Origin of the sequence: Nocardia cyriacigeorgica NBRC 100375 (assembly GCF_000308555.1) — a bacterium.
Classification (GTDB): domain Bacteria; phylum Actinomycetota; class Actinomycetes; order Mycobacteriales; family Mycobacteriaceae; genus Nocardia; species Nocardia cyriacigeorgica.
The window spans coordinates 1-13,905 of the sequence record NZ_BAFY01000071.1 but is presented as its reverse complement, the minus strand read 5'-3'; the positions used below and the strand labels follow the sequence as shown (position 1 = coordinate 13,905).

Annotated in this window: 12 protein-coding genes; 4 read left to right on the top strand and 8 right to left on the bottom strand. The window is 66.9% G+C overall.

Annotated elements, in window-relative coordinates; all coding sequences use genetic code 11:
* Positions 1-31 precede the first annotated feature (31 nt).
* Entirely contained in the window at positions 32-193 is a 162-nt protein-coding gene (locus RJ05_RS06230) for a hypothetical protein (RefSeq protein ID WP_156090798.1), read from the top strand.
* Positions 194-476: 283 nt separating this feature from the next.
* On the opposite strand, the gene RJ05_RS30700 is transcribed toward RJ05_RS06230, so the two are convergent.
* On the bottom strand, positions 477-1,409 hold the full coding sequence (locus tag RJ05_RS30700; RefSeq protein ID WP_217998995.1) for a DUF6414 family protein: 933 nt from the start codon (positions 1,407-1,409) through the stop codon (positions 477-479).
* 655 nt (positions 1,410-2,064) lie between these two features.
* Here RJ05_RS30700 and RJ05_RS06220 point away from each other — a divergent pair.
* Positions 2,065-2,349, top strand: coding sequence for a hypothetical protein (locus RJ05_RS06220; RefSeq protein ID WP_036534184.1), 285 nt, complete (start codon positions 2,065-2,067; stop codon positions 2,347-2,349).
* A gap of 60 nt (positions 2,350-2,409) precedes the next feature.
* Here RJ05_RS06220 and RJ05_RS06215 read toward each other — a convergent pair whose 3' ends face one another.
* From RJ05_RS06215 to RJ05_RS06185, 7 genes are all read right to left on the bottom strand, one after another.
* A complete protein-coding gene (locus tag RJ05_RS06215) occupies positions 2,410-3,120 on the bottom strand; it encodes a maleylpyruvate isomerase family mycothiol-dependent enzyme (RefSeq protein ID WP_036534182.1) in 711 nt (236 codons plus the stop codon).
* Between the two features lie 165 nt (positions 3,121-3,285).
* A complete protein-coding gene (gene hutG, locus RJ05_RS06210; RefSeq protein ID WP_036534181.1) occupies positions 3,286-4,215 on the bottom strand; it encodes a formimidoylglutamase in 930 nt (309 codons plus the stop codon).
* A gap of 10 nt (positions 4,216-4,225) precedes the next feature.
* Positions 4,226-5,401, bottom strand: a complete 1,176-nt coding sequence (gene hutI / locus RJ05_RS06205) for an imidazolonepropionase (protein ID WP_036534179.1) — start codon at positions 5,399-5,401, stop codon at positions 4,226-4,228.
* A gap of 9 nt (positions 5,402-5,410) precedes the next feature.
* On the bottom strand, positions 5,411-6,847 hold the full coding sequence (locus tag RJ05_RS06200) for a purine-cytosine permease family protein (RefSeq protein ID WP_036534177.1): 1,437 nt from the start codon (positions 6,845-6,847) through the stop codon (positions 5,411-5,413).
* Between the two features lie 172 nt (positions 6,848-7,019).
* Positions 7,020-7,688 (bottom strand): IclR family transcriptional regulator, encoded by a 669-nt coding sequence (locus RJ05_RS06195; protein ID WP_036534175.1) that lies wholly within the window; start codon positions 7,686-7,688, stop codon positions 7,020-7,022.
* 30 nt (positions 7,689-7,718) lie between these two features.
* A complete protein-coding gene (locus RJ05_RS06190; protein ID WP_036534172.1) occupies positions 7,719-8,864 on the bottom strand; it encodes a CaiB/BaiF CoA transferase family protein in 1,146 nt (381 codons plus the stop codon).
* A gap of 9 nt (positions 8,865-8,873) precedes the next feature.
* Complete coding sequence (locus RJ05_RS06185; protein ID WP_051016293.1) at positions 8,874-10,067, bottom strand: acyl-CoA dehydrogenase family protein; 1,194 nt, start codon at positions 10,065-10,067, stop codon at positions 8,874-8,876.
* 218 nt (positions 10,068-10,285) lie between these two features.
* On the opposite strand from RJ05_RS06185, the gene RJ05_RS06180 reads away from it, so the two are divergent.
* Both RJ05_RS06180 and hutH read left to right on the top strand, forming a co-directional pair.
* A complete protein-coding gene (locus tag RJ05_RS06180) occupies positions 10,286-11,692 on the top strand; it encodes an amino acid permease (RefSeq protein ID WP_036534169.1) in 1,407 nt (468 codons plus the stop codon).
* A gap of 45 nt (positions 11,693-11,737) precedes the next feature.
* A complete protein-coding gene (gene hutH, locus RJ05_RS06175; protein WP_051016290.1) occupies positions 11,738-13,318 on the top strand; it encodes a histidine ammonia-lyase in 1,581 nt (526 codons plus the stop codon).
* Positions 13,319-13,905 lie beyond the last annotated feature (587 nt).

Sequence of the window (13,905 nt, the reverse complement as noted above, 5' to 3'; positions counted from 1 at the left end):
GGTGCTCGTTGGACAGAGAGGAACCCTCACCATGAACGCCACCATCCACCCCACCGCCTGCACCACCCCCGGCTGCACCAACCCCGCCACCACCACCCTCCCGTACTACGTGCCCGGCGACGAACACGACCACGCCTGCACCGCCTGCCACGCCGCCTACCTCGAAGCCCTCACCGCCCGCGACGACGACTAACCCGACAGGGGGCTTCGGCCCCCTCTCACCCCCGCCCGAGGCGGGTTGCCGAACTACTGCGCGTCCTCCGGCCGCGTGGCCCTGGCAGGTGGTGGCCTGCATTGTGTTCCCGCGCCCCTTCAACATCAAGGGCGCTGCGCGTCACTGCGTGATGGGCAAGCCCACCCTTGACCCCGGAGCCTCTACGCGCGAAAGGCAGGCCCTAAGGGGCAGGCCGTGAAGCCAGTCCCGTCACGCGCAGCCCACCACCCACCAAGCCAAACCATCCAGTACCGGAGACCCACTAAATGAAGATCGCGAGCGGAATTATTTGCAAACATCGCCCGGTGATTGTCGTTTCTGTTGACGGGAGATCGATCAAGCTACTCATTTCATCCTCAAGTTGGGAGAATATTTTCATTACTGGCTTCATGCCGGCTATTGCACCGCGCCTCATTATGTTTGTCTCGGAGCCCTCATCTGTGGTGACTCCTGTTACCTTGCCGATGACGTTGAATGTTCCATCAACCAGCATTGCGCTCGACGAGTTCGAGAAGAACTCTCGATCAGCCGTTATTAGTCCTGCTGAAATGTCGCTGTGCAACCTGAGGTCGACTACGGGGGATTCGTTCAGGTCCTCACGCAGGAACTCCACGATCTCGGTCAACTGGCCAAGGTTCTCCTGTTTGTCCGCCACCTCGGCTGCCTGTCGGTCCAGCTCTTCTCGCTGATTGGCCGTCAATGCCCTCCGCTGTTGACGGTTCAGCGGAGTCGACTCTTCGGCCTCGACTGATGTCTTCGCGATGAGCGGAAGCAGTCGATCCATTGTCCTAAGGATTATTTCAATGGGATTCTCAGAGATGACGCCGCGTATCTCAACAATGTCTCCAATTTCAACTGAGGCTAATGTACCGATCTCGTCAGCTCTAGTTATTAGGTTCAATTCGTCTAGCTGCGTATAAAGGCGGTTGAATAGGGATGCTGAAGTGTGCTCGCGGGTGAATCGTTGCTCTGCTGAACTATCCGTCGCCGTGGATCTGGTAAATCTTCCTGCGGTATCCATTTTCAATCCAAGCATGCTCACAACTTCGCCAGTGCCGGCGCCGCCCTCGCCGCCTGCTTCAGTTGATTTCGATGACTGCTGAGATTCGGTGAATTCTGCAAGCATGCTGAACCCACCTTCCAGGGTGGCTATGAAGCTGAGCATCATCGGTGTATCAAGGTAAATCGGATGCATCACCGCGATCCGGCGCTTCCCGTTTTGTGGGGTTTTAGTTTTAGTCAAGTCCGTCTCTCTTCCTGCCTGCCGGTAAGTTGCCGCTCTCAAGAGATCGCCACGATTGTGATCGTCATTACGCTCCTTCAGGGGTGGTGTCGAGCGGCCTGGCTAGGCGGTCGGATGGTGGGTGCCAGTGGGCTGCACCAGCCTCTACAGGCGGGTGGGCGCCCGGCCAGGTTCATGCCACGAGATGGGATGGGGGCTACTTTGGGGCCACAAACGTAGGCATACAGGCCCGCATTCTCGCGCACATTCTTTCGCCAAGTATCCCGAAAAATGTTGCGGTACAGCATCTATCGTGGACTGTCGCGGACAGTGGCGTACGCGCGGATCGATCAGAAGGTTAGGGGTTCGAATCCCTTCGGGCGCACATCAGAAGGCCCCTCCCCATTCGGGAGGGGCCTTCTTCTGGCCTCAGGGGATACTTTCGTCATACATTCGCCGCCCGATCGGCGCCGCTACTGAGCGGCCGCTTATATGCCCTTCGAGACTCTCCGCTCGAACCCCCGCGCGCCGGCCGCCGAAGCTCGCCAGTGGTGGGGAACGCCGCTGCCTCACCCGTAGGCTCCCGGTCGTGAAACTTGGAATGCTCTCGTGCATAGGTGCTCTCACCGTGGCCGCGGTGTCCGTCGTGGCGCCGTCCGCCTCGGCTTTCCCGACCGGTTCGTTCGGGGGCGGCGGCGACGGCAGGCAAGTGGTGATGATCGACGGCACGATGGAGCTGAGCAACCTCGACCAGTGCTGGGCCAGCGGGTTCCCCCGGGAGATCGAGGTCGAGAATCGCAGCGACCGCCCCTTCCTGCTCTTCGCCTCCGACAACTGCACCGGCGCCCCGGTGGCGACCGTCGCCCCGCACAGCCGCCTGACCCACCACGGCTGGTCCGGCAAGGCCGCCTGACGACCCGCGGGTGGTGCCCGGCGGCCGGCACGTCCTGACGGTTGCCGGGCACCACTCGCGCTACTTCCAGTCGGGCACCGGAGGCAGCGGTTGCGGCAGGGCGGCGGGGGCGTCGCGGCCCAGCAGCCAGACGAGGACGTCGGCGGCGGGCGCGATGACGGTCGTCGAGGGGGTTCCCGCGCCGACGGTGGTGGTGAATCCCGGCGTGACGATCTCGAACGGCTCCGTGGCCGACGGGCTCAGCGCAGTCGCAACCTCGGGCAGCAGCCGGTCGACGAACTCGGCGGGCCAGTCGGTGTGGGTGTAGCCGGCGGCCAGGTCCACATGGTGGACCTCGACTTCCTGCCAGCGCATCCACACCACCTCGGTGGCGGGGATGGGCCGGCCCTGACGGGTCCGGACCTCGGCCTGCCACTGTTCTGGGGTGAGGATCCGGGCCATGCCTTCGTATCGTGCGGCCGACTCCACGAAATCGGCGCGCTGCTCGGCCAGCGGGCGCGGGGCGCCTTCCTCGATATCGTGGTCGCGGATGAAAGTGCTGGCGTACTGGGGCGTTTCGACGCCGGTGCGGGCCCAGAGGAAAAGGTTGACCAGGCTGTCGGCATTGCGGCACAGGTGGGCCAGCACATGGCCGCGGCTCCAGCCCGGCAGCAACGACGGCTCCTTCAGAGCCGCGTCGTCCAGTGAGTCGATGGTGGCGAGCAGGTGCCGCGTCGATTCGGTGACGGTGTCGAGCAGCTCGACGGCTGCCTCGTGAGGTTCGCTGGTCACGCGTTCGAGATTAACGGGCGGTGATCGGGGAACCGGCCGTCTCCATTGCCCCGGCATGGGAACGACGGACAGGTCGCCGGGTATGCGATCGATGCGGCGCCCGGCGAACGGGGCGGCCTGGAGGGGCGGCGGCTTATCCGCCCGGCACGGGGAGCCTAACCGCGTTCAGCTCGGGTTCGCGCTGTACGGCACGTGCTTCGTGACGATCCGGTGGATCAAGCGCGCCGCCGTCCGCGCGGTCCGGTTGTCGATATCCAGCCCAGGATTCAGCTCCGCCACATCCACGACGGCCAGTTTCCCGCTGGCGGTCACGCGATCGCAGACGGCCTGAATCGTCGCGAGCGGAATGCCGAAGGCCGCCGGCGCACTGACGCCCGGCGCGACCGACGCTGGCAGGACATCGAGGTCGATGGTCAGGTAGAGCAGGTCGATCTCGGCCAGGAAGTCCTCGACGAAGCCGAGCGCGGACTCCGGATCGCAGTCGTCGTCGAGCAGATAGCGCACGTCGTATTTCGCCGCGGTGTCGAACAGCGCGGCGGTATTGCTCGGCTGGCTGATGCCGAGCACGGCGTAGCGCACGCCGGCGTCGGCCTCGAGGATCTGCCGGAACGGGGTGCCGGAGCTCGGCACGGGTTCGCCGCGCAGGTCGAAATGGGCGTCGAGATTGAGGATTCCGATGCGGCCGGCAGCTCGGCCGCGCGCGGAACCCGCGACGCCGAGGTAGGTGCCGTAGGCGATCTCGTGCCCGCCACCGAGCACGACCGGAAAGTGGCCGGCGTCGAGCAGCGTGCTCACTTCGGCGCCGAGTGCGCGCTGCCCCTCCTCCAATCTCGCGTCCGACACCGTCACCGTTCCCGCGTCGTAGGCTCGGTGCGGGGACGCCAAGGCCATCGGGGACAGGGCTCGGCGCAACGCATCCGGCCCGGCCGCCGCGCCGACGCGGCCCTTGTTCCGCCGCACGCCCTCGTCGCTGGCGAATCCGACGAAGACGCAGGCGCCGGGCTCGACGCCGGCGCCGTACGGTTCGACGACCTGGTGCCAGCGCAGGTGTTCGGGTGTGGTGCCGTCGGTTCGGCCGGTCCAGCTGGGTTGCATCGTCGGCTCCTCAGTTCGAGTAGGCGAGTGTGCCGTTGCGCCACACTCGGCTGATCAGCGGCACGCCGGGACGGTAGGCCAGGTGCAGATGGGTGGGTGCGTCGAGGGCGAGCGCGTCGGCGCGGGCGCCGGGGGTGAGCGTGCCGACGTCGGTGCGCCGCAGCGCGCGGGCACCGCCCGCGGTTGCCGCCCACACCGCCTCGTCGGGCGTCATGTGCATGTCGCGGACCGCGATGGCGATGCAGAACGGGAGGCTGGTGGTGTAGCTCGTGCCCGGATTGCAGTCCGCGCCGAGCGCCACCGTCACTCCGGCGTCGAGCAAGGCCCGTGCGTCGGGATAGCTGCTGCGCGTGCAGAAGTCGGCGCCGGGCAGCAGGGTGGCCACGGTGTCGCTGTGCGCGAGGGCGTCGATATCGGCGGCGTTCACATGGGTCACGTGGTCGACCGAGGCCGCGCCCAGCTCAACCGCCAACTGCACGCCCGGTCCCTGCCTCAGCTGATTGCCGTGCACGCGCGGGATCAGCCCGTGCGCGATGCCCGCGGTCAGCACGGCGTGCGCCTGATCGCGGTCGAAGGCGCCCTGTTCGCAGAAGACGTCGATCCATTTCGCGTGCGGTGCGCATTTCGGGATCATCTCGGCGACCGCCATTGCGACGTACTCGTCGATCCGCCCGGCATACTCCGGCGGCGCCACGTGCGCGGCCAGCAGCGTCACCTCGTCGGTGTAGCGACCCGCGACCTGCACGCTGCGCAGCTCATCGGCGACCGACTGCCCGTACCCGGATTTGCATTCGACCGTGGTGCTTCCGGCGCGCAGCGATTCGTCCATCAGCCGCCGCACGTTCGCTCCGAGCTGCTCGTCGGTGGCGGCGCGGGTGGCCTCGATGGTGGTGCGGATGCCGCCGGCCGCGTACTTCTGCCCGGACATCCTGGCCGCGAATTCCTCGGCTCGATCACCGGCGAACACCAGGTGCGAATGTGATTCGACGAATCCGGGGAGTACGGCACGCCCGTCCAGGTGGTGGCCGATGTCGGCGGCGGGTGCGTCGGCGGAATCACCGACCCACGCCACCACGCCGTCCTCGAAGACGATCGCGGCGTCGCGGCGCAGGCCGAGCGGTCCGTCGCCGAGGGCGGGGTCATTGGTGACGAGCAGTCCGATGCCGGTCAGTGCCGTGGTTGCCATGGATGACTCCTAGATCCGGGTGTCGACCATCTCGGTGTGCGAGGGGTAGATCATCTGCGCGGGCGGGTTGTTGGTGCGCTTGGCGACCGGGTAGTAGATGACGCCGGTGAACACGATGCCGACGATCCACGAGATATCGGCGCCGCCGAGCATCTCGGTGACGGGCCCGGTGTACATCTTCTGCGCCAGGAACGGGATCTGGGCGACGACACCCAGCGCGTAGCAGACCAGCGCAGGCACGTTCCATGATCCGTAGCGCCCCTTCGGGTCGTAGAGCGCGGGCAGATCGATGCGTTCCTTGGAGATCAGGTAGTAGTCGATCAGGTTGATCGCGCTCCACGGGGTGAACACCATCAGCAGCACGAGCACGAAATTCTTGAAGTTCTCCAGGAAGTCCGCGCTCGCGGCGATCGCGATCAGCATCGATACCCCGACGAAGCCGAGGATGTAGAGGGTGCGCGCGGTGGTGGAGATGTGCGAGCGGCCGTTGAACGCGGTGACGGTGGTGAGGATCGACATGAACCCGCCGTAGGCGTTGAGCACGTTGACCGTCAGCTTGCCGACCACGATCACCAGGTAGATCAGGAACGCGATGGCGGCAGGCCCGGCCAGCTCACCCATGAACCCGACCTGATTGCCGAGGAAGGCATCACCCGCGACGGCCGCGACCAGCGCACCGAAGGTCATCGACCACTGCGAACCGATGACGCTGCCGAGGAAGGTGGACCAGAAGGTGGTGCGTTCGCTGGTGCTGCGCGGCAGGTAGCGCGAGTAGTCGGCGACATAGGGTCCGAAGGTGAGCTGCCAGCCGGCGCCGAGGGAGATCGCGAGCAGGAACGTCACCGCGTCGAACCCGACGATGCCGATGTAGTCGCCGACGTTGTATTCGGTGAACAGCCGGACGGCCAGGTAGGTGAAACCGATGATGCCGATGACGGTGGCGACCCGACCGACCATGTGGATCAGCCGGTACCCAGTGATCGCGACGAAGGCGGTGAGCCCGCCGAAGATCAGGATGCCGATCGTCGGGTTGTCGATGCCGAGCACCTTGTTCACGGCTTGGCCGGCGAGCACGGTGCCGGTCGCGGCGAAGCCCAGGTACATCAGGATCACCAGCACCAACGGCACCACCGCACCCTTGACGCCGAACTGCGCGCGGCTCGAGATCATCTGCGGCAGTCCCATCCTGGGTCCCTGCGCCGAGTGCAACGCCATCACCGCACCGCCGAAGACGTTGCCGATGAGCAGGCCGAGGATGGCCCAGATGGCGTCGGCGCCGAAGACGACGGCCAACGCGCCGTCGACGATGGCCGTGATCTGCATATTCGCCCCGAACCACAGCGTGAACTGGCTGCGCGGGGTGCCGTGGCGCTCGTTGTCGGGGACGACGTCGATCGTGCGACGTTCGAGGGTGAGCAGGTCCTCTTGGGTGCCGTCGTTCTTCATGGCTGTGCCTGACTTTCTGCGGCGAAATCACTGCGGGGCGACTCGGCTTGCGGCGCCCTTCACAACGGTTCGATGCTGTGTGTTGGATCACGCCACCCCGGATATGTATATGCCTGTATAGACAGGCTGTCAAGAGGCTGGGAATCCGGGCGTGGTGGTGATCGGGGTCGGATCAGTGCGATGTGGTGCTGCGACCCAGCTCGGCCGAGAGCCGGGCGCAATGGTCGACCAGAACCCGGCCGTGCTCGGCACAGGTCCGGTCGTCGAGGCGGAAGGTGGGGCCGATGATGCTCAGCGCCCCGGCGATCCGCCCGGTCGCGTCATGGATCGGAGCGGCGACACCGGTCGAATGCTCCTCGAGGGTGTCGTGGGCGATGGCATAGCCCTCGGCGCCGACCTCACCGCGTAGGGCAGCGCCCACGGCGGTCCCGGTCAGCGGCACTGTCTGGCCGACCCAGCCCATATGCCGGATGGCGTAGGTGCCCTCGACCTGGGCGATGTAGAGCGCGGTGCCGCGCGGGCCCGGCGCGGACAGATAGGTCGATTCCCTGGTGGTCTCGGCGATCTCGATCATCGCCGGACGGGCGCGCAGCACCAGCTGGTTGTCGGCGATGGCGCGCGCGCCGATCTGCAACAGGCGCGGCCCGACCCGGTAGACGTTGTCCTCGCCGCGCAGCACGAATTCGGTCTGCTCCAGGCTGCGGATCAGCCGTAGTGCCGTGCTGGTGGCCAGGTCGGTGGCCTTGGCGGCGTCGGCGAGGGTCAGGCCGCCGTGCTCGATGATGGCGCCGAGCAACTCGAAGGTCCGGCTCACACTGCGGGTGACCTCGCCGGGAGCCATTCCTGTTTCCTCCATGCGCCGGGAGCCTGGCTAGCGCCGCAGCTCTGCGAGCACTTCGTCGTGATGCTCGTCCAGCAGCGGGCTGCGCCGCACCGGCGGCCGCGCGCTGCCGCCGAAGACGACGGGTTGACGGACGTAGCTTACGGTCCCCGCCGCCGGATGCTCGAAGGACTCGACCACGCCGCGACTGCGAGCCAGCTCCGAGCCGAGCGCCTGCGCCACATCCCACACCTGCGAGCTCGCCAAACCGGCGGCGCCGAGGATGTCAACGATCTCGGCGACGCTCCGTCCGGCGGCCCAGTTCTCGATTTCCTTGCGCAGCGCGGGCTCGTTTCGGGTGCGTGCGGTGTCGTCGGCGAAGCGGGGGTCGGCGACCAGATCCTCGCGCTGCATGGTTCTGGCCAGCTTCTCGAAACCGGCCTGGCTCGCCACGGCGAGGACGAACAGGCCGTCGTCGGCCCGGTAGGTGTCGAACGGGGTCGAGATCGGATGCCGGTTGCCCACTCGCTCCGGCGCGGTGCCGGTGGCCTGGAGTTGGCTGTGTGCGGTCGGGAGCATGGCGAGCATGCTGTCGAACATCGCGATATCGAGATGCTGGCCGACGCCCGTCGCCCTGGCGGCGAGCAGTGCGGTACTGATGCCCCATGCCGCGAACAGGCCCGCGATCAGATCGCCGAACGATTCGCCGAGCCGGGTCGGCCCGGATTCGGGCGAACCGGTGATGCTCATGATGCCCGACAGCGCCTGCACGACCAGGTCGTAGGCGGCGGCCCCGGACATCGGTCCGTGCTGGCCGAATCCGGAGATGGAGGCGTAGACGATGCGTGGGTTGCGCGCGCGAGCCGCCGCGTAGTCGACGCCGAGGCGGGTGGTGACGCCGGGGCGGAAATTCTCGACCACGACATCGGCGTCCTCGATCAGCCGCAGAAGTGCGTCGCGACCGTCCGCGGACTTCAAGTCCAGTGCGATCGAGCGTTTGCCGCGGTTCAGCACGGTGAAGTAGATGCTCTCGCCGTCGCGGAACGGGCCGAGGTGGCGGGCGTCCTCACCGGCCACGGCCTCCACCTTCACCACGTCGGCGCCGGCGTCGGCCAGCAGTGCGGTGCAGTACGGCCCGGCCAGTACCCGGGACAGGTCGACGACGCGGACGCCGTCGAGCGGGGGTAGTGCGTTCATGATGGTCTCTCAGTAGTCGAGTGAGCGGGTGGCGGGAGCGTTGCCGGCGATGGTCAGCAGCTGGATCTGCGAGGTGCCCTCGAAGATGCGCAGGATGCGGCAGTCGCGGTAGAGCCGCTCGATTTCGGATTCGCGCATGAAGCCCGCGCCGCCGTGGATCTGCACCACTCGGTCGACGATCTGGAAGCAGGCTTCGGTGGCGGTGTACTTCGCGATCGAGGCGGCCCGGCGCAGGTCCTGGCCCGCGTCCTTCACATCGGCGGCCCAATCGGCGGTCACCCGGGCCGACACCAGCTCGGCATCGCAGGCGCCGAGCAGCAGTTGGATGGCCTGGAATTCGGCGATCGGATGGCCGAACTGCTTGCGTTCGGCGGCGTACTCGCGGCCGAGTTCCCAGGCGCGTAACGCGATTCCGTTGGCCATGGCGGCGACGTCGATGCGGGCGCGGTTGAGTGCGGTGAGGGCGATATTGCCGCCGCGGCCTTCGGTGCCGATCACCGCGTCGTGCGGGAGGACGACGTCGTCGAGGTACACGGTGTAGGTGGGCGCCGAGCGGATACCCAGCTTGTCCTGCGGCTCCGAGAACGAGATGCCGGGCGTGCCCTTCGGCACCGCGAAGGTGGTGATGCCGCGGAATCCGGCCTCCGGGTCGGTCTTGGCGAACAGCACGAGCAGGTCGGCCTCGCGGGCATTGGAGATGAAGGTTTTGGCCCCGCTCAGATGCCAGCCGTCCTCGGCGCGACGTGCCACCGTGCGCATCGATGCGATGTCCGAGCCCGCGTCGGGTTCGGTGAGGGCGAACCCGGCCAGCTGCTGTCCCGAAGCGAGCGCGGGCAGCCAGCGTTGCCGCTGTTCGGCGGTTCCGCCGACCAGGATCGGCTCGAGGCCGAGGTAGTGGGCGGTGTAGATCGAGGCGAGTGCGGCGTCGGCGCGGGCCACCTCTTCGATGGCGACGAGTTGGGCGCGGGTCGACAGGCCGAGGCCGCCCAATTCCTCGGGCACCGAGATGCCCATCAGGTCCTGTTCGGCGAGGCGGCGGATCAGTTCCGCGGGGAATTGCCGCGATTCGTCGCGGCCGGCGGCGCCCGGCAGGATCTCGGCGTTCGCGAAGTCGCGGACGGTGCGGCGGAGGTCGGTCGAATCGAGCGATCGATCGAGTAGGTCAACGGTCACGAGGGGCTCCTCGAAGGTTCGAAATTTCATCTGGTGAAAGTTGAATGCCACTAGATGGCATGAAGTGACTATGACCTGGATCGCAGAATTTGTCCAGAGCGAATCGAACCGCGAGAGTGGCGAGCCGGGGGACGTTGACATTCCTGTATAGACAGGCTTATACATGTAGGGCCGATGTGACCCCACGCACATCGATGCTCGAACCGCATTGCTCGACCGCTGCCCCTTTTCGAACCCGGGAGTTTGGTGTGAACACAACCGCCGAAGCGCTGACGCGCGGCCTCACCGCCCGCCACATCCGATTCATCGCACTCGGATCGGCGATCGGGACCGGCCTGTTCTACGGGTCGGCCGAGGCGATCAAACGCGCCGGGCCCTCGGTGCTGCTGGCCTACCTGATCGGTGGCGCCGCGATCTACATCGTGCTGCGGGCGCTGGGGGAGATGGCGGTGAGCAACCCGGTCTCCGGGTCGTTCGGCGAGTACGCCAGCAAACACCTCGGGCCGCTGGCGGGATTCATGACCGGCTGGACCTACACCTTCGAGATGATCATCGTCTGCCTCGCCGACGTCACCGCGTTCGGCGTGTACATGGGCTTCTGGTTCCCCGACGTGCCGCGCTGGATCTGGGTGCTGGCGATCATCTTCTTCATCGGCGCGATCAACCTGCTGCACGTGAAGGTGTTCGGCGAGGTCGAGTTCTGGTTCAGCCTGGTCAAGATCGTCGCGATCCTCGCGATGATCGCCGGCGGCATCGCCATCCTGATCTTCGGTTTCGGCGTGCACGACACCAGCACCGGCGTGAGCCACCTGTGGCAGGACGGGGGATTCTTCCCCGAAGGGTTCGGTGGATTCGTGGCCTGCTTCGCGATCGTGATGTTCGCCTTCGGCGGCACCGAGATCATCGGCATCACCGCTGGTGAAGCCGAAAACCCAGAGCGCACGATCCCGCGCGCGATCAACACCGTCCCGGTCCGGATCATGCTGTTCTACGTGCTGACGCTGGCCGTCATCATGGCGATCAACCCGTGGCAGAGCATCGGCTCCGAAGGCAGCCCCTTCGTGCAGATCTTCTCCGGCCTGGGCATCGGCCCGGCGGCGACCGTGCTCAACATCGTGGTGATCACCGCGGCGCTGTCGGCCATCAACAGCGATATCTTCGGCGCGGGCCGGATGATGTACGGGATGGCCCAGCGCGGCCAGGCGCCCGCGGTCATGAAGCAGGTCTCCCGCAACGGCGTGCCCTGGATGACGGTGGTCATCATGACGATCACGCTGCTGGTCGGCGTGCTGCTCAACTACCTGATCCCGGACAAGGTGTTCCTGGTGATCGCCTCGATCGCCACCTTCGCGACCATCTTCGTCTGGTTGATGATCCTGCTCTCGCACTACCGCTCGCGGCGCCGGATGAGCGCCGAGGAGGCCGCCGCCTTGAAGTTCCCGGTGCCGTTCTGGCCCTACGGGCAGCTGATCACCATCGGGTTCCTGGTGTTCGTGATCGGCGTGATCGCCTTCGACGACGACAGCCGGGTCGCGCTGGTGGTCGGTGTGGTGTGGCTGGCGCTGCTGTTCCTCGCCTATCGCCGCTGGGTGCGTCCGCAACCGGCCGAGCCGCAGGTCGAACCGGTTGTCGCGCCCGTGCCCGAGACGGCCTGAACATTCGCCCTTCTACCTATTTCGAAACGGAGAACAATCGTGAGTATGGAGACCTTGCCGCGCGCGGAGCGAGCTGTGGCGGGCAATGCCGATCCGGTGATCGTCGGGACCGGTCCGGTGGCACCCGAAGACGTGGTGCGGGTGGCCAGGTACGACGCGCCGGTCCAGCTCTCGGAGGACGCGCTGTCGGCGCTCGCGGAGAGCCGCAAGCGGATCGAGGCCCTGGCCGCCGACCCGAAGCCGGTCTACGGGGTGTCCACCGGGTTCGGCGCGCTCGCGGTCCGGCATATCCCGCTCGAACTGCGCAAGCAGTTGCAGCGCAGCCTGGTGCGTTCCCACGCCGCCGGTTCGGGCCCCGAGGTCGAGCGGGAGGTGGTGCGCGCGCTGATGCTGCTGCGGTTGTCCACGCTGGCCACCGGCCGCACCGGTGTGCGGCCGCAGGTGGCGCAGGTGTATGCCGCGCTGCTGTCGGCGGGCATCACGCCCGTCGTGCACGAGTTCGGCAGCCTCGGCTGCTCAGGTGATCTCGCCCCGCTCGCACATGTGGCGCTGGCGGTGCTCGGTGAGGGCACCGTGCGCGACGCCGCCGGTGAGCTCATGCCCGCAGCTCAGGCCCTCGCCGCCGCAGGCATCGAGCCGGTCGAACTCGAGGAGAAAGAGGGCCTGGCCCTGATCAACGGCACCGACGGCATGCTCGGCATGCTGGTCCTCGCCTGCCACGACCTGCGCAAGCTGCTCCAGCTCGCCGACATGACCGCGTCGATGAGCGTCGAGGGCCTGCTCGGCACCGACAAGGTCTTCGCCGCCGACCTGCAAGCCCTGCGCCCGCAGCCCGGCCAGGCCGTAGCGGCCGCGAATATGACTCGGCTGCTGAAGGATTCGGCCATCGTCGCCAGCCACGCCAATCCCGACTGCACCGTCGTCCAAGACGCGTACTCCCTGCGCTGCGCACCCCAGGTCGCCGGCGGTGCTCGCGACACCCTCGCCCACGCCGAGCGAGTGGCGGCCTGCGAGCTTGCCAGCGCCGTCGACAACCCGGTCGTCACCCTCGACGGCCGAGTCGAATCCAACGGCAACTTCCACGGTGCCCCCGTCGCCTATGTGCTGGACTTCCTCGCCATCGTGATCGCCGACGTCGCCAGCATCAGCGAACGCCGCACCGACCGGTTTCTCGACAAGGCCCGCAACCACGGCCTCCCGCCGTTCCTGGCCGACGATCCCGGCGTCGACAGCGGGCACATGATCGCCCAGTACACCCAGGCGGCCATCGTTTCCGAGCTCAAGCGCCTCGCGGCCCCCGCAAGCGTGGATTCGATCCCGTCGTCGGCCATGCAGGAAGACCACGTGTCCATGGGTTGGTCCGCGGCCCGCAAGCTGCGCCGCGCGCTCGACGGACTGACGCGGGTGTTGGCCATCGAAGCCTTGACCGCCGCCCGTGCGCTGGACCTGCGCGCCCCACTCGAGCCGTCGCCGGCCACCGCCGCCGTGCGCGCGGTGCTGCGCGAGCACATCGAAGGCCCCGGGACCGACCGCCATCTGTCGCCCGAGATCGAAAAGGCCGTCGAACTCGCGGCTTCCGGTGCGCTGCTCGCCGGTGCGGAGTCGGTGATCGGGCCGCTGGACTGAGTTACCCCCGGTCCGTCGGGAGAACTCGATGCCCCCTGCGCATTCACAAGCGGCAGGGGGCATCGTGGCATATCGGTTGCCGGACAGTGCCGGCTGAATCGAGACGGATCCGACCGGGCCGCTCTGGTCGGATTCATTCCCGGCCGGGGATTCCTTGGTCGATCATCGCGTCCATATCGGCCCGCCATTCGGCGTAGTCGATGTGCGGCACGCGGGCGCTGGTGTCGACGAGTTCGGCCACGCGAACGAAGGTCCGCGCCGACCCCGTTCCATCCCGGTATCTCATTTGCTGATCAGGTGTCTTCATCCCGATATAGCCCCTCCATCATCTCCTCGAGTGTGCGCCGTTCGCTCGGCATCCCATACATATCCAACGTCGACCAGGTGCCGTCATCCCAGTGAACCCACCCGCACGGCTCATCGTCGGGGTCGGTCACCGCACATACCGCTCGGCCCGCTGATCCGGGGTGATCGCCCCGACCGCGACCAACGTCCGATACGCATCCCGCTTATGCGGGCAGTCTTCGATACTGCACCGCCGGTGCGTTTGCATGAGCGCATGCGCGGTCTGCGCCGACATCCGAGGA